This window comes from Paenibacillus sp. FSL K6-4396 (genome assembly GCF_038002525.1).
In the GTDB taxonomy this organism is placed as follows: domain Bacteria; phylum Bacillota; class Bacilli; order Paenibacillales; family Paenibacillaceae; genus Paenibacillus; species Paenibacillus amylolyticus_B.
Genome location: NZ_JBBOCR010000001.1, coordinates 1,760,798 through 1,778,074 on the forward strand (window position 1 = coordinate 1,760,798; position 17,277 = coordinate 1,778,074).

Below are 17,277 nucleotides of genomic sequence, written 5' to 3' on the forward strand. Positions count from 1 at the left end.
TTGAGCAAAAATATGGAGTTTTTCTGGGCTTTGATTATCTCAATGATAAGTATTATTGTGGTTCTTATCTTTGCGGCAATTATACGTTATGCCGTAGATTCATCCAAAACATCCCAAAAGCTGGATCTACTCATCAAAGAAGTACACTATCTTAAAACTGAAATCAAAAAACAGCAACACCATAAGCAGCAAGATGATAGCAAGCATATTATCGATGAGAAAGTATAGGGAACTAATTTTAGATCGATGCGAGAGATACAATAATATGTCCTCGGAAAGGAACAGACCATGATGAAACCAAATGGGAATGTACAAGCTGTTTTTATAGACAGAGATGGAACCATCGGTGGTACAGGACATTTTATTCATCCGAGAGATTTCAGCTTATACCCCAAAGCTCAAGAAGCCATTATGTGTTTGAAGCGAGAAGGAATTATGGTACTGGCGTTTACGAATCAATATCGAATCTCACGTGGAGAAGCAAGTGTTCAGGATTTTGAAGCGCAATTTCGCGAGTATGGATTCGATCACTCCTATATATGTCCACATGAGCAAGAATGCAGTTGCCGAAAGCCGAAACCCGGAATGTTACTGCAAGCTTCCGAGGAACACGGTCTGGATTTATCCCAATGCATAGTTATTGGAGATGTGGGAGATACAGACATGCTTGCTGCCCATGCCGTAGGAGCGACCAAGATCATGGTGAGAACAGGCTGGGGGGAATCTTCACTAACCCAATTCAGAGACAGATGGATGGAGACTGAACCTGATTATATCGCTGCAGATATTTGGGATGCCGTACAATGGATCATTCATAGAAGAGAATTCATTAATTAAAGACAGGAGGTAGACCTGTATGGGCATATCAGACTATTACAAAAACCTGAGGGACAAGATCGGCAACGAGCTTATTTTTATGCCGGGTGTAGCTGGGATTATTCGGAATGGAGAAGGGGAGATTCTGTTCGGTCGTAAACATAACGAATCAACCTGGGGGCTCATTGCTGGAGCAATTGAGCTTGGTGAAATACCGGCGCAAGCGATGGTGAGAGAGGCACTGGAAGAGACAGGTCTGGTCGTTGAACCCGAAAAGATTATCGGAGTATACGGAGGTGAAGCAAGACGGTTTACATACAGTAACGGTCATCAGGTCGAATATTTGACTATCGTATTTGAATGCAGGATCAAGTCGGGGCAACTCACGCCCGATAATGAAGAGATGAAGGATCTGCAATTTTTCCCCGAGGATCAGCTTCCACCCATGGCAAACCAGTATCCGGATTATATTTTTAGTTCCAAGCAAGAAGAACGAGCCCATTTTGAAAGATAACCCCCTGTGTAATTGGAAGCTAACCTCGCCGCATGTTTACCAAATGAATCAAGATCCTAGTTATATGAGGGAACTATATGTTAATCAATCCAACGATAAATGAGATCAATAACTTATTCAATATACATCATATCAATGAAGAAATATCTGAAATTATCGCAAATGCCTTAGTTCAGACTATATAAGACAGGAGAGATATCACAAGTTGGATAACAAAAGTAGTTTGAATTGTCCGAATGCTTGGACTACTCCTGATATACTTCATGGCGACTTAGTTGCCAGTAAAGAACTTATCTATGACAAGTGTGGCTTTATCTGCTCACAACCACATGAAGAAGCACAAAATGCTGAATACGGGGCGTATGTATTCACCTTAAATTCTCTCTCCATTCGATTTCGCATCGCCAAAACCACCCCAACTAAGATTGGACAATTTGTTACCCTGTGGGAGCGGAGTGAGGATGGATCGACACAGCCATATGATGTATCAGATCCAGCAGATATGTATGTCATTAGTACGCGCACAGGTAGCAACTTTGGTCAATTTGTATTTCCAAAACATGTATTGTTACAGCGAGATATCATATCGGATCAAGGCAAAGGTGGCAAGCGCGCCATACGTGTATATCCGCCTTGGGACAAACCAACAAGTAACCAGGCTCAGAAAACCCAGCAGTGGCAGCTTGAATACTTCCTGGAAGTACCTTTTACTGAACCATTGAACTGTGATCAAGCCCGGGTACTTATGATAAACCATTATAATCACCTATGATTTAGGAGCGTGCTCATGATCGTATTAACGTCAGCAATAGCATTTACCTTCCTGATCCTAATCGTGATTCTCTTTCAAGTTGCTTTAGCGGTAGGTGTGCCGTGGGGCGAGTATGCTATGGGTGGGAAGTTTCCCGGGAAATACCCTATCTCCATGCGATTTTCCTGCATAGTTCTGATTGCGATTTTGGCATTCATGGGGATCATTGTTCTGAGTAAAGCAGGATTGCTTTGGCCTCAGTGGTCTGTTTTTGCAGAGACAGCGATCTGGTTTATCGTCGCGTATTTAGTACTTGGGACGATTTTGAATCTGATTACGAGAAGTGTATGGGAACGAAGAATCTGGGCGCCTGTAACATTGTTGATGCTGATAACGAGTATAATCATTGCCATTTCATAACAATGGGCAACAACGAAATTTACAAAACTAGAGCCCTGGCATGTTATGCCAAAGGGCTCTATGAATCACTGCCGTTCCTCATTTATACTATTGATAGTTTAACCCTTACATAGAGAAGATCAACGGAGAGGAGCGGTTTTATTATGCCGATCTACTACTACCTTGCAGCAGTTTTATTGGTTGTAATAGCCTATTTGATTCGACGCAAGCTCAAGACTTTCCGTCCAGCAGGAAGACGCAGGAAACAGACGAAAGTTACGTACAGACGAAAAAAAGTGCCATTGAATCTTGGACTTCGAGAAGAAGTTTCCTATCAACAAACCATTCTTCAGTTGGAGAAGAGCTACAATAAACATTTTGCCAACAAACTCAAGATCCGAATTCAACAGGAATATCCTCACATGAAAACGCTGGAGTATCGGTGGAAACTAATAGAGCTTAAGCGATACTTCATTATGGCTTCATTACTTAAGCAGGTGCCTATGTTTAGTGATGAGATAGATGATTTGTGGCATGAGATGCTGATGTTCACGAAATCTTACGCTGACTTTTGTGCAGAGTTAATGGGTTCCATGGTACACCATGAACCTGCAATCACTCGCCGCGAAATGCCAGGAGCACGTGCATGGTTTGACTGGGTGTACTGTCAATTATTCGAATTCACCCCCTACAGTGCTGCAATCTGGGGTGATTTTTTCGCTTACCCATTATCCAGTGATGTTCAGAAGCTGATTACACAGGGTGATCAATCAAAACTTGTGAATGAATTGTTTCATGCCAGACGCATGCAAGAGGATCCTGAAGCTGCTCAGGTGATTGCTTACTTGATTGATAAATTAAGTGGATCCGCAACTCTAAGTGAAGAAGAGTTATCTCCAGCATCTTCCGGAGGTAGCGATGTAGCTCTCGTCATGGCTAGCGCCATGGTGTATTACTCCATGCATAATGAGGCGACATATGGACTACACATGGGCCGACTGGAGCAGGAAATTCTTCCACAAGAAAAGGCAGTCTCTGGTTCCTCGTCAAGCAGTGGTTGCACAAGCGGTTCCAGCTGTTATACGGATCAATGTACTGATAGTGGTAGTTCCTCGGGAGGATCCGGATCATCCTCGGGATCATCTTCTGACTCTTCTTGCAGCTCATCCAGCTGTTCATCTTGTGGTGGTGGCGGAGATTAATGAAGTTGAGTATGTAGGCTGCATTAGAATCTGCAATCTTGAATGAAACAGTCACTAGACAAATGGAAATTCCGGAAAGGAAGAGCACATGCGAAGCTCCAGATTCACACCGTATTTAAGTTTTATAGGTTTTGGATTAGTCATTCTCACCTTGAGTGTGAATGTAAGCTTCAAACTAGGAATGGAGAAAGGTTTGGATGAAGGTTCCCTTATGCTGTTGTCAGTTGCTAATGCAGTGTTACTGATATATACGTTGGTATGGGGTGTATTTGGTGTAATCGAGTTTATGCTGTTATGGAAAGAAAAACAAAAGATAAAGTCCAAGCTGGAACGCGGAAAAATGAACAAAGAGGAATTCTTAGATCAGACTAAGAGAGTGAAGACCAGTCTGGGAATCAACATCAGTTATATTGTCATCCTGTTGTTTCAGCTTGGATACGTCATAACAAACTGGGACGAGGTTAATGTTTAGTCTTCTGACCGACCTTTCCTGATTTTGAATAAAAACATACATAACAAGTAGGAGGAATAAATTCATTGAAAGCATTATCGATTGTCAGCCTTATTGGGTTCGTACTCAATTTTTTGTTAATGGTCGTTTTTTTAGATGGTTCGCAAGATGGTGCGGAAGTAGCGGCAGGTTTGGGACTTCTCGGTGTCCTATATGGTCTGCTTTTCTCAATTCTAGCCCTAGTGATATCTGGCAAGAGAAAAAAGACCCCTGTGAATGTTCATGAACAACTGCTTCAGCTAGGTGAATTAAAAGAAAAAAATATCATTTCAGAATATGAATTCGATCAAAAGAAAGAAAAGCTACTCGCCAGATACAAATAGCCCAGAGTCTGCTGCGATAAGGTAAAGGCTATTCCATTTTCTACTCATACCAAAAAGCTGAACTTAGGAAAATAAAAACAGGGCGTTCCCATTCCGGGGAATCTGCCCTGTTTTTATTTAGAAGCAATTATATATTTATACCCATCTCAATGGTGATGGTGTGCGTGAGCATCTGGTGCGTCGCCTTTGACCGTACATAGTACCGAGGTGTCATGCAGATGTTTCTCGGACTCCACTTGAAGCGTCACGTGTTTAATTTCTTTATGCTCCAGCATATGTTCAATCTTCTGAACCAGGATCTCGGATGCATAAACATCCATCGTTCCATCTACGACGATATGAGCAGTCAGTGCGTTCAGGTTACTGGTAATGGACCAGACATGCACATCGTGTACGCCTTTGACGCCATCCACTTGTTTGATGGTCTGCACCAGCTCATTCACATCCACATTGGCCGGTGTACCTTCCATTAAGATATGCAGAGATGATTTGGTGACATAGAACCCACTACGCAATACGAGTGCCGCGACAATTACACTTGCCAGTGGATCGGCCCAACCCCAGCCAAAGAACATCATGAGCAATGCTGCCGCAATGGCACCAACCGATCCGAGCATATCACTAATGACGTGGAGATAAGCACCGCGCATATTCAGATTATTCTCCGTATCGCTACCACGCATCATGATCCAGGCCACCAGAATATTGACGAGCAATCCAATGACGCTGATGATTAACATACCTACGGTTGCGACTTCTGGCGGGTTAATGAATCGACCAATGGCTTCGTAGAAAATGTAGAGTGCAATGGCGATTAATGTAATTCCGTTTAACGTGGCAGCTAGAATCTCGAATCGTCTGTAGCCGTACGTTTTGCCAGTATTCACGGCTTTTTCACCAAACGTGAACGCCAGCAAAGCGATCCCGAGTGCAATGGAATCGGACAACATATGACCTGCATCCGAGATTAGAGCAAGGCTGTTGGTAATGAATCCGCCAAAGGCTTCAACGATCATATAGACGGTAATAATAATGAAGGAAAACAACAGGACTTTCTTGTTATTGGTGGTGTGAGCGTGGTTGTGCCCATGGTTATGACTGTGTTGATGTCCAGACATATTAAATCCTCTCCTTTGGAGCGAGGCTCCGTTATGTAATATGAATTCTAGTGTGACTATAAATGATCCCTAACAAGGATTAATCACCTACAAATGAATATATGAGCGTTTGTTCATATGTTATTGTTTTATTATAGTTGCGCCTCATAGTAGTGTCAACCAGATTTAAGGAAATGTAAACATACCAAGGTATCTCCGTGCACGTGCTGGCGAATGAGATTGCTTTTGTGCTACCATCTGTGCAGGATGATAGTGAGATGTTCTCGCAACATAGAAGGGCGGATAACGATATGAAACATCTGCTGCTGGCAGACGATGATGCAAATATTCGAGCACTCCTCCGGCATGTCATGACCAAGGAAGGCTATCGGGTCCATGAAGCGCAGGATGGTGTAGAAGCGGTGAAACTGATGCAAGAAACGCCAATCGATCTGGCGATCCTCGATGTCATGATGCCAGGCATGGACGGACTGGAGTTATGTGATTTCATTCGGCAGCATTACGACATTCCGATTATGTTGCTGACGGCACGAGATCAGCTATCTGATAAGAGAGAAGGTTATTTGAAAGGAACGGATGAGTATGTGACCAAGCCGTTTGAACCCGAAGAACTGGTTTACCGGGTAAAGGCATTATTTCGTCGGTACCATCGCACATCCAGCGATATCATCCGCATGAATCGAATCGTCATTGACCGTAACAATGTGGAGGTCACGGACGGGCAATCCATTCTCTTTTTACCAATGAAGGAATTTGAATTACTCTCACAGCTTGCCCAGTTTCCGGGGCGTTTGTTCTCTCGGGATGAACTCATTCGACTTGTCTGGGGAGCAGATTACGAAGGAGATGACCGTACTGTTGATGTACATATTAAGCGACTCCGTGATCGGTTTGCTGATTATACGGAGGATTTTGTCATCCAAACGGTGCGAGGCATCGGTTACAAGATGGAGGTGAAAGCACCGTGAGGACCTTGTACGTCCGAGTATTCCTCATTACGGTTGCGGTAATTGTGGTCAGCGGCATGCTGGGTTTCCTTTTGTCGAATATCTACTATCATGCGAAGCTCAAGGAATTCAATGATGAGAAGCTGGTAGGCATTGCAACGCAAATGAAGCAATTTGTAGAGCAGCAACCCGGCACCATGGAGCAGTATTTGAACAATGCCGCCGCACTCGGGTACGAAATCTATGTAACGGATGGAAAAGGCAACGACCAATTCTACGGCCGCGAATTCCGTGAGAAGGACCTGGACAAGCGAGCTGTAGATCTGGTACTTAATGGTGAGGTGTACCATGGCGTCGCCCAGTTTCCAAGTAAACCGTTCATTACCGGTTTCTTCGATAATCAATTAAGCAATACCGTGGGTGTTTATCTACAGCTAGGCAATGCGAATTACGCTCTCTTTATGCGTCCGGATGTAATTCTGCAGTTCGGTGAGCTGCGAATCTTTTTTGCACTGATTGGCGCATTTACCATAGGCATCAGTATCCTGATCTTTCTGATCAGTACCCGATATCTGGTCAATCCGATTGAACGTCTGTCCGAGGCGACCAAACGCATCGCACAAGGAAAATATAATCTGAAATTGCCTACTGCAAGACGGGATGAGATTGGACAATTAGCCCAGCATTTCATGACCATGAGCCGTGAATTGGAGAGGGTCGATCAGGCACGGCAACAGTTTGTATCGAACGTATCCCATGAGATTCAATCACCGCTGACCTCGATTCAGGGGTTTGCCCAATTGGTGGCGGATCGAGATCTACCCGAACAGGAACGAGAGCACTATGCATCGATCATTGAGGAGGAGAGTCGTCATCTCTCTTTGCTCAGCAAACAATTGCTTCTCCTGTCCTCCCTTGAACAAGGCAACGAAGATCTGACCAAAGTGAAGTTCTCTCTGCGGGATCAATTCCGGCAAGCGGTTCAGGTGCTGCAATGGCAACTGGAAGAAAAAGAACTGCTCCTTCGGATTTCGGTGCCCGAATCCATCCAGCTGATTGGCAATGAAGTGCTGCTCATGCAAGTCTGGATGAATCTTCTCGGTAATGCGGTGAATCACCTTCCACAAGGAAGAAGCATCGAGATCCATGCCGAGCAGATAGATGACCAGTGTGTAATCCAGATTCGGGATACAGGGGACGGCATTGCTGCGGAGCATCTGCCTTTTCTGTTCGATCGATTTTACCGGGTGGACCGTGCGCGGGAACGTTCTTCGGGGCGAACCGGGCTTGGACTTGCCATTGTGCAGAAAATTATCCGAATCCATGACGGTACAATTGAGGTTGCCAGTTCGCCTGAGGGAACAGTCTTTACCGTGACCCTTCCGCAGATGTAATCTGTTATTCATTTTCCGTTCATTTTCGCCTCCTATACTTGGATTATCAAGAGGGAGGTCACACAACATGTACTTGGCTATTCGGGAAATGAGGTATGCCAAAGGGCGGTATGCCTTAATTGCTACAATCATGGTGCTGGTTTCATTTCTGGTACTGTTTGTTACAGGTCTTGCACAGGGGCTGGCGTATGATAACGCAGCTTCGGTCAAAAATATGGCAGCAACCCACTTTGTGCTGGAACAGGATTCGAATCATCGGTTTACCCGGTCACAAGTGGATCAGGATCAGCTTAATCAAGCTCGCTCCGTAGTGGGGCAAGAGAACGCTGAGCCGCTCGGTGTGAAAATGACAACCGTCAGTCCAATGGGCGACACGAAAAAGATTGATGTCACGTTGTTCATGGTGAATCCGGAAGGCTGGCTTGCTCCAGCAGTTACCGAAGGAACTCCGATTACGGATCAGACCAACGGGCAGGTTGTGGTGGATCATAAGTTAGCTGAATCCGGTGTGACGATTGGCACCGTTCTGGTCGATCAAGCTTCGGGGATGAAGTGGACCGTTGGCGGATTTGTACAAAATGAGTCTTTCAGTCACTCGCCGGTCGTGTTCCTGAATGAAGAAGAATGGGTTACGCTTCAAGGAGGTTCACGAACTACACAAGGTTCGGCCGACACCAATGCCAATGCTCCGATATACAATGCCATTGCGGTAAAGGACGCGGGTGAGCAGGTAGACGAACTAAGTGCTGCAATGCCTAATACGGAAGTCATCACGAAATCGGATGCCGTATCGGCCATTCCTGGATATAAGGAAGAGCAGGGATCGTTGCTCATGATGATCGCTTTTCTATATGTCATCTCGGCGTTTGTGCTTGCGGTATTCTTCTATGTCATCACGATTCAGAAAACAAGTCAGTTCGGCATATTAAAAGCGATCGGAACGCGGAATGGATATCTGGCGGGTAGTGTTTCGTTACAAGTGTTCATTCTATCGGTTGGCAGTTTGGTCATTAGCGTACTGTTGGTTCGACTGTTTGAGTCCATCTTGCCAGCATCAATGCCATTTCAATTAGGCTTATCCACGCTTGCCTCAACCTGCATATTGTTCATCCTAATGTCTATGGCGGGTTCATTATTTTCAGTGTGGAAGGTTACCAAAATTGATGCACTTGATGCGATTGGGAGGACTGCAGCATGAGAAACCGATTGGTATTACAGGGAATTACCCAGACCTTTGAAGATGGTGGCAGTAAACGCACGATTCTGGATAAGCTCGACCTTGAGGTGGCCGAGGGGGAACTGGTGGCTGTGATGGGGCCTTCCGGCTCGGGTAAAAGTACATTCCTGTCCATTGCTGGCGCACTTCTTGAACCAACGGAAGGACAGGTTCTGCTGGACGGGGCTTCTATTATGGGCAAAAGCAAACAAGATATATCCGATGTACGGCTTCAACAGCTTGGTTTTATTTTCCAAAGTGCCAACCTCATTCCTTACCTCAAAGTAGAAGAACAACTGATGGTGGTCGCGAAGCTTGCCGGAACGGATAAAAACAAGGCGGAGAAACGAGTGGATGAGCTATTGGATACCGTAGGGTTGACCCATCGGCGGAAGGCGTATACGGAGAAACTGTCTGGCGGGGAACGTCAGCGGGTCGCCATTGCACGGGCGTTGATGAACGATCCGGCTGTCCTGCTCGCGGATGAACCGACAGCTAGCCTGGATGCGGAGCGCGGGCTGGATATTGTCGGCATGATTGCACGGCTCGTGAAAGAGCAGGGCAAGAGTGCAGTGATGGTTACACATGATGAGCGGATCTTGCCGCTCTGTAGCCAGGTTCTTTTTTTGGAAAGGGGAAAGCTGGTGCAGCATTAGACGATTAGGTGAGTTGTCAGGAATGGAACGATCTGATGTGATTAAGGACGAGAAGGTCATGTATTCCCTCAAGGGGAAGGTGGCCTTCTTTCTTCATTTTCATCTATAATTGGCAGAAGTATATAGATGAGAGATTTTATTTTACATAGAGAGGAACGGTGCGGATGAGCAGCTTGAATGCAGAACAATTCCCGGCGCTGAGTACGTCGATTCATTGGGGGATTATTGAGGCAGAGTTCAGATTAAACGACATCCTGGATGAAAAGCTGGTGAGCAATATTAGCATCATTCCATTTGTCGGGGATCAATGTGTTGTCTTCCAACTGGATAATGGAGACTGGGAGCTGCCCGGAGGCACGCTTGAAGCAGGTGAGCAGTATATGGATGGACTGAAGCGCGAACTGATGGAGGAACTTGGGGCAGAAATGCGTTCCTATCAGATTTTTGGCCAATTCCACTGTACATCCAGTGCGTTGGAACCGTATCGACCGCATATCCCGCATCCCCATTTCGTGCGAATCATCGGATATGGAGATGTTGAACTTGTCGGTGATCCGCTGAATCCAGAGGATGGCGAGCAGGTGGTTGCTGTTGAAGTGGTAGAGACTGATGAAGCGATTCGGAGGTTCCGGGCACAGAACAGATATGACATCGCCGAGATGTACCAACTGGCTCATATGCTGCGAGAAGAAGCTAAACAGGCAGGCAAGGACCAACTATTTTAATTCCAGATAGCCTACGGAGGTAATGATGATTCGAGATAAAATTAATGAGTTGCTGGATACTTTACCCGAATTGGAACTGAACCGAGCATATTGGGGAATTGAGCGTATCCATCAGGAATAAATGTTCAAGAAGAACTTGCAGGATAAGAGAGTTATCGTGTCCGAACTGTACGAGGAATCCGAAGGGATTGTAAAGCAATGGGATAGCGTGTTTGCACATAATATCGATGATGTGGTCAAAGAGTCTATCCATTATAGCGAGTACAAGTGGCATATGTTCAGTTATGAACAACAGAAATGTCTGACACATGATGAAGCACGAGATGCTTTCAATGCCGAGCCGAAAGATGAAGTATGTGTGATGTATGAAAGTGGTGGTTGGGTACTTTTATACGAAAATGCGAATCGGATCATTGCAGCAGATTTTGATTCGGAGCAAGATATCTATATCTTCGACCGGGCGTTTACATGGACGTACGTGTATACGCATGAATCCATGTGTGGCCCTTATTTTTATAAAATAGAACAAGTATGATTCTGAACAAAAGGGGAGTGATATCTTATGCAGGAACTGTTTAAGAAGATCATCAACACAGACGTCAAACCCTTATTGGCCAAACACGACTATTCCAAGAAAGATCTGAATTTCTCCAAAGCGGCTGGAAGTCTCGTATACAAGTTCAACGTTCAAAAATCAAAGGTTAACACGAGTAGTCACGTGCAGTTTTATATTAACTGTAGTGTCCATTCCACCGAGCTCGCGGAGTTGCAGTCTGTTGCATTGAGTGGGGTCGTATTGGAGAACAAATCGCATTTCACCTGCCGGATCGAGGAAATAGTCCCTTCCGCTCCGGCGCACTATACCTTAACGCCCGATATCAATCCAGACGCTTTATCGAAAGAACTGGTTTCACATTTGGAAGAGGGTATTTCATTCCTACACTCGCTAACAGGGGCCAGAGATATAGTCCATTATTATATGGCGAAGACAGCGCTACATTTAAGTGAAGAAACTTTCCGCTTCCTGCTACAAGCCGGCGATACGGAAGAAGCCAAGTATTATTTACAGCAACTACATGCCAAATACGGAGCCGAAAAGCGCTGGACGATATTTGAAAAGAAATATGCAGCCATTTTTGCTGAGTACGGAATGTAATCTTTGATTCGACAAATGGCCCAAATGAGAATTTCCAATGCGAGGGATTTGATCAATACAAAATGAATGGGGATAACATATGAGCGATACTCAATATACTTTAAATTTTGAGAAACTGTGTAATGAATTACAGCTTGGTGAATTGATCAGTTCGCCCAAACCAATCTCAGGTGGACTTCTTCATCGAATGTACGCCATTGAAACGACGCAAGCTAATTATGCAGTTAAGGCATTGAATCCCCAAATCATGATAAGACCTTCTGCTGTGCAGAATTATATGGATTCAGAAAAAATAGCAAACGTGGCAGCTGAACATATCCATGCTCAACCTGCAAAAAGGTTAAAGGGTGCTTCTATGCATAACATTGATAATCAATTCTATCTAATATTTGATTGGATTGAGGGTCAATGTTTGAAACAAGATGAAGTTACCTTCAATAACAGTTCTCTGATGGGAACGATCCTTGCAGATATCCATAAAACGGATTTTAGACAACTAGAATTGGATAGTTCACAGGCGACTAATTCTAAAAAAATAGATTGGATGTTTTATCTGAACAAAGGAAGAATTGAGAATTCGGAATGGATTAAGATTTTGGATTCCAATATGGATCAGCTGTATGAGTGGAGCATGAAAGCTAAGAATTCATCTTCAATGCTGGCATCCAATAATGTTATTAGTCACAGAGATCTGGAGCCTAAGAATGTGATGTGGAGACAAGACATTCCTATTATTATAGATTGGGAATCGGCAGGTTATATTAATCCGATGCATGATCTGGTAGAAACAGCTGTGTATTGGTCAGTAGATAGCTCTGGAAGTATAAACGAGGAAAAGTTCTTGGCTTTTATAGGTGGATATAAGAAGCGAGTGGGGAGTCTAACAGCCAATTGGGAAGTGGTTCTGGATGTTGGTTTTGCTGGAAAGTTGGACTGGCTCGAGTATAGTCTTAAACGGTCACTGTGGATTGAATGTACGGACATAGAGGAACAGTTATTAGGAACATCACAAGTCATTAGGACTTTAGAGGCTTTGAAACAATACGAAAATATGATCTCAGATATGAAGAACTGGTTGAATACTTAATCCAGAAGGGGATGCCCATATGGCAAACGATAAAGGAACACTCAGAACATGCGAACAAGGACATTCGTATTATAAAAAAAGTGATTGCCCAACCTGTCCAACGTGCGAAGCTGAACGTAAACCGAAAAATGGATTTCTAGCCTTGATGTCTGCTCCCGCCAGACGAGCCTTGGAGAATGAAGGGATTACAACACTACAGCAACTTGCGGAGTACACGGAGAAAGAAATCCTGAAGCTGCACGGAATCGGGCCATCTGCCATACCTAAACTGCGAAGCGCTTTGGAAGAAGAGGGAATGTCTTTTAAGAAATAACCCTCTTCACGCTGTTCCACTAATCCAAACCAGAAGCGGAAGTAATCTCCTCCATCGTTACCCGATACAACAAGTTACCTTCACTGAGTAGCAGACGATGTTGGCGAAAATCCTGCCTTGCCTGCTTGAAGGGCTGACCATTTTCATTTAATAAATCAACCTTCTGCCCCTTGCTCAATCTTCCGGGCTTCTCCATCTTCTTAAGCACAAACGTCCCATGTTTACCGTACCCGGCATCAAACAAGAAATGATAACCATCCGTGCTGAAGCCGGAGGAACCGGAGATGTTTGGATTCATGAATGTAACGTTGGGTTCACGGGTGCCCCCTGAGATACAACCGAGTTCAAAATCGGTATAGAAGTAGAACCAGACTTGCTTCTCATTCACCACATTGAGTGCGTAACAATCCGCAATGTCAGCTTCACGATTTTCATATAGTTTATTCCCGTGCTCATCCCAAGCCAGCAGACCATATGATCCAATCGGATCGTTCCATCCGTAGTTACCAAATACCCCTTCATCGAAGTAACTAGTCCAGATCGTTCCCTTTTCTGTGACCTGTACACTCTGAATACCGTCTCCCAACAAAAACTCACGAATTGTATTTCCGTCTAAATCGCACACTTTGGCGTTCAGATCAACCTGTTCATTCCCATAATTCGCACACCGTGCTCCGACCAGCAGCAGATGATCATGTAATGGTTGTACGTAATGATAATTGAACGTCTGTCCCCAGATGACAACTTCCTCGATAGTTTGGTCAGTCACAATAAGCACTTTGTACGTATAACTTTGATTCAAATTACTTTGGACGAACATACCTCGTTTTCTTTCGGGGATTTGATTCATCAACAGCACATAGACTCGGCCATCCCCGCCCCACTGGGTGGAAACGATATCGAATCCCTCGACATAGTTCGAAATGTCGGCAAAAGGCAAAAGTTTTACTTTGGGATTGGACATATCCATATCCTCCTTTGTAGTCAAATACTGAGTCACCATCTGCATCTGTATAAGAGGATTATGACTGACGCGTACTAAACTGAACATGGCGGAAGTATAGCGAAGGTCTTCTTTGGCTTTCTTGACACACGTAGTACAATAAGGAAGTTGTGTAAAATTCTATATAAGAGGAGGATGGAGAGGTAGCTATAAGAAGAGTGTGAGAATACATACAACGCACGTGTAGTAAGGGGAAAGAAGTACCCGTAGATTTGATTTGTATGAGTACGATTACGTGGAAGACTCATCTCTGAAAAACTAAAAAACTAAAAAACTAAAATGTATAAGGAAGTGTTACGAGGTGGAACCACATATTCAAGAGCAAAAGACAGACTACCGTCCACTAGGCGTATCGGGCTTGGGTGGTTGGCTGATTCTCGTCCAGATCGGATTATTTCTTACGTTGATTTTCCTGGCGCTCCAATTGGTCCTGTATTGTTTGCCCATGCTTACCACAGAGACTTGGGAGTTGCTAACTTCGGAGCAATCTGCATATTATCACCCGCTATGGGGACCGGTCGTTATTTTTGAAACGGTATATAACGCACTGTTTTTAGTGTTTAGCATATATACTATCATTGCTTTGTATAGTAAAAAATCGATCTTTCCTCGTCTTATGATCATGTTTTATAGTGTCAGTCTAGCCGTTAGTGTCATTGATTATTTATTGTTGCTTCAGATTCCGATGGCGAGAGAACTTGAGGATGGAAACTCGTTAAGAGATATTGGCAAGTCGGTACTTACTTGTGCGATCTGGATTCCTTACTTTATCAAATCAGAGCGAGTTCATAACACATTTGTAAGATAAATGGGTTGCAGGAAATGCCCGATCTCGGATAGAAGCTATCAGAGGTCGGGTTTATTTGTTACAAACGAAACCAGTCACATATATAGTTAACCTGTTCAAAGTGAAAAGGAGAAGAGATCTTGAAAATTTATCTGATAAGGCATGGGATGGATGAGGAAGGGTATCGAGGCGGATGGAGCGATCGTGGACTTACGGAACAAGGAATCAATCAATCCAGGAAATTGGGAGAGCATTTGCAACATCATGCTGACGAGTACAACATACATACGATCATTAGCAGTGATCTTCCTCGTGCAGTACAGACTACACGGGAAATTGAGAAGAGATTAAACATGCAGGCTAGCTTAATGAAAGATTGGCGGGAGATGAATAACGGAGATTTGGCAGGCATGCTCCATAAGGATGCTGAAGAACATTACCCAGGGGTTTATTTCAACACCCTTGAGATGGATTCCCCTTTTCCGGGAGGAGAAAGTCCAAGGGATTTTTATAAACGGATAAGCACTGCTTTCGAGAATCTTTTCAGAGGTCTAGAGGAGAATACACTCAAGTCCAATGTTCTGTTAATTACTCACGGCGGAGTGATTAACATCCTGTATTATCTGCTTGAGAATCGGGAATGGAGCAATCAGTCCAGCTTTTATCCCATGGGCAACACCAGTGTACATACCGTTGAAAAGGGAAGGCATGGTTGGAAACTTAGCAGTGCAAATGCATTAAGTCATCTAGAGTAGTTGTTTATTAGATCCAGAGCTGATCAGTCGAGACTTAATCAGGCTGTAGAGACTCATAGGCCCCAATGTATTACAATGGTAAAAATAGAAGATGGAGGCGATGACATGAGTAATCAACCCATTGAACTGTTGCAACGTTTAAAATCTTTATCCGGCCCATTTCCAACGTGGGATATGGGGCATTTGCCGGAGCGGCCGGGGAAGCTATTTTTGGAGTGGTTGAGATTGGCAGTTGAGAACGAAGTGAAAGAACCTCATGCCATGACGATCTCCACCGTGGATCACGATGGTTATCCTGATGCGCGGGTGTTGATTTTGAAAAACGTAATCGACGAAACGTTTTATTTTGCTTCGAGTTCGGAGAGCCGAAAAGGGCAGCAGTTGAAGGAGAACCCTTATGTGGCTCTGACATTCTACTGGCCCTCACTGGGAAGACAGATTCGGATAAGGGGAATTGCCGAGGATCAGGGAGATCAAGCGGGCGCTGATGATTTCCGCAAACGGTCAGCTGGAGCGAGAGCAGTTGCCATGACCGGGCATCAGAGTGAGGTTTTGGATAGTGAGGAAGTGTTGGATAATGCCATTGAAACTCAGAAAGAACACATTCAACGTGACCCCGATGTCGTTACACCACAATGGCGTTTATATGCCGTGAATGCACAAGAGGTGGAGTTCTGGCAGGGAGATTCAAAGCGTAAGCATGTGCGAGTCCAATATGTGATGCAAGATGGGCAGTGGAAGACACGCAGGTTGTGGCCTTGATTTTATAACAGATGAGTAGGCAGCGCGGATCGAACGGTTATCTGTTTCTTTTCTTAACAATCTCAGGGAGGGCGAATCTATGAAAACAATTGAAAGTTTCTTCGAACCATTTCCGGTATTGGAGACAGAACGGACGATACTCCGGCGGCTTACCTATGATGATCTGGATGATATGTATAGATATTGTGTTGTACCTGCTGTCTCGGAGTTCACTACCTGGGACGCGCACAAGAGCAAAGAAGATACCAAAGCTTTTTTGGATTTTGTCATGAGCCGGTATGATGTGAATTTAATAGGCCCATGGGGCATTGAAGATAAACAAACCAAGCGGCTGATTGGGAGTTGTAACTATCTAGGGTGTGATAGCGATAACAGGAGAGTCGAGTTGGGATATGTGTTATCTGATCAATATTGGAATCAAGGCTACATGACCGAAGTGGTGAAACGAATCATCCAATTTGGATTTGACAAAGTGGGATTGGAACGAATCCAGGCTCAATGTTTAGTGAAGAACACGGGCTCCGCGAAAGTCATGGAAAAGGCCGGCATGCAATTTGAAGGTGTGCTGAAGAAATACATGAAGGTGAAAAATGAACTTCAGGATCTGAAGATGTATGCCATTGTAAAAGAAGATTTCTATACTCGTATTAAATAAAGAACGTGTTTTTGAAAAGTCATGTGTCATTTATCATGCTGGCAAGCCATAGATTTTCCTATAATCCTGAATTTATCAGTGGTACACAATAAAAGCAGAAGTAAGAAAGAGCTTAAATTTGCTGCATCAAAAGGTCAAGGTATCGTATTTTATATTGTCTAATTCAATAATTATATGCCAAGCTTTG

The 17,277-nt window shown here is 44.2% G+C and carries 23 protein-coding genes; 21 read left to right on the forward strand and 2 right to left on the reverse strand.

Going from position 1 to position 17,277, the window contains the following annotated elements; all coding sequences use genetic code 11:
- Positions 1–12: 12 nt before the first annotated feature.
- The 8 genes from MHB85_RS07900 (at position 13) to MHB85_RS07935 (ending at position 4,516) form a co-directional block, all read left to right on the forward strand.
- The gene (locus MHB85_RS07900; RefSeq protein WP_091015091.1) at positions 13–228 is read left to right on the forward strand and encodes a hypothetical protein; all 216 of its coding nucleotides are present in this window, start codon (positions 13–15) and stop codon (positions 226–228) included.
- Between the two features lie 60 nt (positions 229–288).
- Positions 289–837, forward strand: a complete 549-nt coding sequence (locus MHB85_RS07905) for an HAD-IIIA family hydrolase (RefSeq protein WP_192134461.1) — start codon at positions 289–291, stop codon at positions 835–837.
- Between the two features lie 19 nt (positions 838–856).
- Positions 857–1,330 (forward strand): NUDIX domain-containing protein, encoded by a 474-nt coding sequence (locus tag MHB85_RS07910; protein WP_192134463.1) that lies wholly within the window; start codon positions 857–859, stop codon positions 1,328–1,330.
- Positions 1,331–1,535: 205 nt separating this feature from the next.
- On the forward strand, positions 1,536–2,102 hold the full coding sequence (locus MHB85_RS07915) for a MepB family protein (RefSeq protein WP_192134465.1): 567 nt from the start codon (positions 1,536–1,538) through the stop codon (positions 2,100–2,102).
- 15 nt (positions 2,103–2,117) lie between these two features.
- Entirely contained in the window at positions 2,118–2,501 is a 384-nt protein-coding gene (locus MHB85_RS07920; protein ID WP_091015083.1) for a hypothetical protein, read from the forward strand.
- Between the two features lie 143 nt (positions 2,502–2,644).
- A complete protein-coding gene (locus MHB85_RS07925; protein WP_091015082.1) occupies positions 2,645–3,682 on the forward strand; it encodes a hypothetical protein in 1,038 nt (345 codons plus the stop codon).
- An 88-nt stretch (positions 3,683–3,770) separates the two neighbouring features.
- Positions 3,771–4,154 (forward strand): hypothetical protein, encoded by a 384-nt coding sequence (locus tag MHB85_RS07930; protein ID WP_105597824.1) that lies wholly within the window; start codon positions 3,771–3,773, stop codon positions 4,152–4,154.
- Positions 4,155–4,219: 65 nt separating this feature from the next.
- Complete coding sequence (locus MHB85_RS07935; RefSeq protein ID WP_091015079.1) at positions 4,220–4,516, forward strand: SHOCT domain-containing protein; 297 nt, start codon at positions 4,220–4,222, stop codon at positions 4,514–4,516.
- A gap of 146 nt (positions 4,517–4,662) precedes the next feature.
- On the opposite strand, the gene MHB85_RS07940 is transcribed toward MHB85_RS07935, so the two are convergent.
- On the reverse strand, positions 4,663–5,634 hold the full coding sequence (locus MHB85_RS07940; protein ID WP_192134469.1) for a cation diffusion facilitator family transporter: 972 nt from the start codon (positions 5,632–5,634) through the stop codon (positions 4,663–4,665).
- A gap of 290 nt (positions 5,635–5,924) precedes the next feature.
- Here MHB85_RS07940 and MHB85_RS07945 point away from each other — a divergent pair, with 290 nt between their 5' ends.
- From MHB85_RS07945 to MHB85_RS07985, 9 genes are all read left to right on the forward strand, one after another.
- A complete protein-coding gene (locus tag MHB85_RS07945; RefSeq protein ID WP_192134471.1) occupies positions 5,925–6,602 on the forward strand; it encodes a response regulator transcription factor in 678 nt (225 codons plus the stop codon).
- Positions 6,599–7,975, forward strand: coding sequence for an ATP-binding protein (locus MHB85_RS07950; protein WP_192134473.1), 1,377 nt, complete (start codon positions 6,599–6,601; stop codon positions 7,973–7,975). Before MHB85_RS07945 ends, MHB85_RS07950 begins: the two co-directional genes overlap by 4 nt.
- A 67-nt stretch (positions 7,976–8,042) precedes the next feature.
- Entirely contained in the window at positions 8,043–9,173 is a 1,131-nt protein-coding gene (locus MHB85_RS07955; RefSeq protein WP_192134475.1) for an ABC transporter permease, read from the forward strand.
- A complete protein-coding gene (locus tag MHB85_RS07960) occupies positions 9,170–9,847 on the forward strand; it encodes an ABC transporter ATP-binding protein (protein WP_192134478.1) in 678 nt (225 codons plus the stop codon). The genes MHB85_RS07955 and MHB85_RS07960 overlap by 4 nt, the downstream gene beginning before the upstream one ends.
- A 164-nt stretch (positions 9,848–10,011) precedes the next feature.
- Entirely contained in the window at positions 10,012–10,572 is a 561-nt protein-coding gene (locus MHB85_RS07965; RefSeq protein WP_192134480.1) for an NUDIX hydrolase, read from the forward strand.
- A 121-nt stretch (positions 10,573–10,693) separates the two neighbouring features.
- The gene (locus MHB85_RS07970) at positions 10,694–11,107 is read left to right on the forward strand and encodes a DUF4275 family protein (RefSeq protein ID WP_244661039.1); all 414 of its coding nucleotides are present in this window, start codon (positions 10,694–10,696) and stop codon (positions 11,105–11,107) included.
- 27 nt (positions 11,108–11,134) lie between these two features.
- Entirely contained in the window at positions 11,135–11,728 is a 594-nt protein-coding gene (locus MHB85_RS07975; protein ID WP_192134482.1) for a DUF4304 domain-containing protein, read from the forward strand.
- 79 nt (positions 11,729–11,807) lie between these two features.
- Positions 11,808–12,815, forward strand: a complete 1,008-nt coding sequence (locus MHB85_RS07980; protein ID WP_192134484.1) for a phosphotransferase — start codon at positions 11,808–11,810, stop codon at positions 12,813–12,815.
- A 19-nt stretch (positions 12,816–12,834) separates the two neighbouring features.
- Positions 12,835–13,128 carry an RNA polymerase alpha subunit C-terminal domain-containing protein gene (locus MHB85_RS07985; protein WP_192134486.1) on the forward strand — a complete coding sequence of 98 codons (294 nt, stop codon included), beginning with the start codon at positions 12,835–12,837 and terminating at the stop codon, positions 13,126–13,128.
- Positions 13,129–13,147: 19 nt separating this feature from the next.
- On the opposite strand, the gene MHB85_RS07990 is transcribed toward MHB85_RS07985, so the two are convergent.
- The gene (locus MHB85_RS07990; protein ID WP_192134488.1) at positions 13,148–14,092 is read right to left on the reverse strand and encodes a hypothetical protein; all 945 of its coding nucleotides are present in this window, start codon (positions 14,090–14,092) and stop codon (positions 13,148–13,150) included.
- Positions 14,093–14,432: 340 nt separating this feature from the next.
- Between MHB85_RS07990 and MHB85_RS07995 the strand changes: the two genes are divergently transcribed.
- From MHB85_RS07995 to MHB85_RS08010, 4 genes are all read left to right on the forward strand, one after another.
- Entirely contained in the window at positions 14,433–14,939 is a 507-nt protein-coding gene (locus tag MHB85_RS07995; RefSeq protein WP_179198456.1) for a DUF2569 domain-containing protein, read from the forward strand.
- A 119-nt stretch (positions 14,940–15,058) separates the two neighbouring features.
- Positions 15,059–15,673: a histidine phosphatase family protein gene (locus tag MHB85_RS08000; RefSeq protein ID WP_192134490.1), complete on the forward strand. Its 615-nt coding sequence runs from the start codon at positions 15,059–15,061 to the stop codon at positions 15,671–15,673.
- A 105-nt stretch (positions 15,674–15,778) separates the two neighbouring features.
- On the forward strand, positions 15,779–16,435 hold the full coding sequence (locus MHB85_RS08005; RefSeq protein ID WP_192134492.1) for a pyridoxine/pyridoxamine 5'-phosphate oxidase: 657 nt from the start codon (positions 15,779–15,781) through the stop codon (positions 16,433–16,435).
- A 79-nt stretch (positions 16,436–16,514) separates the two neighbouring features.
- On the forward strand, positions 16,515–17,090 hold the full coding sequence (locus MHB85_RS08010) for a GNAT family N-acetyltransferase (protein WP_192134495.1): 576 nt from the start codon (positions 16,515–16,517) through the stop codon (positions 17,088–17,090).
- Positions 17,091–17,277: the final 187 nt, after the last annotated feature.

What these genes read in the sequence shown, in the direction of transcription:
- MHB85_RS07900 (WP_091015091.1), top strand. Translation starts at nt 13, where the DNA reads ATGGAGTTTTTCTGGGCTTTGATTATCTCAATGATAAGTATTATTGTG.
- MHB85_RS07905 (WP_192134461.1), top strand. Translation starts at nt 289, where the DNA reads ATGATGAAACCAAATGGGAATGTACAAGCTGTTTTTATAGACAGAGAT.
- MHB85_RS07910 (WP_192134463.1), top strand. Translation starts at nt 857, where the DNA reads ATGGGCATATCAGACTATTACAAAAACCTGAGGGACAAGATCGGCAAC.
- MHB85_RS07920 (WP_091015083.1), top strand. Translation starts at nt 2,118, where the DNA reads ATGATCGTATTAACGTCAGCAATAGCATTTACCTTCCTGATCCTAATC.
- MHB85_RS07925 (WP_091015082.1), top strand. Translation starts at nt 2,645, where the DNA reads ATGCCGATCTACTACTACCTTGCAGCAGTTTTATTGGTTGTAATAGCC.
- MHB85_RS07930 (WP_105597824.1), top strand. Translation starts at nt 3,771, where the DNA reads ATGCGAAGCTCCAGATTCACACCGTATTTAAGTTTTATAGGTTTTGGA.
- MHB85_RS07940 (WP_192134469.1), bottom strand. Translation starts at nt 5,634, where the DNA reads ATGTCTGGACATCAACACAGTCATAACCATGGGCACAACCACGCTCAC.
- MHB85_RS07945 (WP_192134471.1), top strand. Translation starts at nt 5,925, where the DNA reads ATGAAACATCTGCTGCTGGCAGACGATGATGCAAATATTCGAGCACTC.
- MHB85_RS07955 (WP_192134475.1), top strand. Translation starts at nt 8,043, where the DNA reads ATGTACTTGGCTATTCGGGAAATGAGGTATGCCAAAGGGCGGTATGCC.
- MHB85_RS07960 (WP_192134478.1), top strand. Translation starts at nt 9,170, where the DNA reads ATGAGAAACCGATTGGTATTACAGGGAATTACCCAGACCTTTGAAGAT.
- MHB85_RS07965 (WP_192134480.1), top strand. Translation starts at nt 10,012, where the DNA reads ATGAGCAGCTTGAATGCAGAACAATTCCCGGCGCTGAGTACGTCGATT.
- MHB85_RS07970 (WP_244661039.1), top strand. Translation starts at nt 10,694, where the DNA reads ATGTTCAAGAAGAACTTGCAGGATAAGAGAGTTATCGTGTCCGAACTG.
- MHB85_RS07975 (WP_192134482.1), top strand. Translation starts at nt 11,135, where the DNA reads ATGCAGGAACTGTTTAAGAAGATCATCAACACAGACGTCAAACCCTTA.
- MHB85_RS07980 (WP_192134484.1), top strand. Translation starts at nt 11,808, where the DNA reads ATGAGCGATACTCAATATACTTTAAATTTTGAGAAACTGTGTAATGAA.
- MHB85_RS07985 (WP_192134486.1), top strand. Translation starts at nt 12,835, where the DNA reads ATGGCAAACGATAAAGGAACACTCAGAACATGCGAACAAGGACATTCG.
- MHB85_RS07990 (WP_192134488.1), bottom strand. Translation starts at nt 14,092, where the DNA reads ATGTCCAATCCCAAAGTAAAACTTTTGCCTTTTGCCGACATTTCGAAC.
- MHB85_RS08005 (WP_192134492.1), top strand. Translation starts at nt 15,779, where the DNA reads ATGAGTAATCAACCCATTGAACTGTTGCAACGTTTAAAATCTTTATCC.
- MHB85_RS08010 (WP_192134495.1), top strand. Translation starts at nt 16,515, where the DNA reads ATGAAAACAATTGAAAGTTTCTTCGAACCATTTCCGGTATTGGAGACA.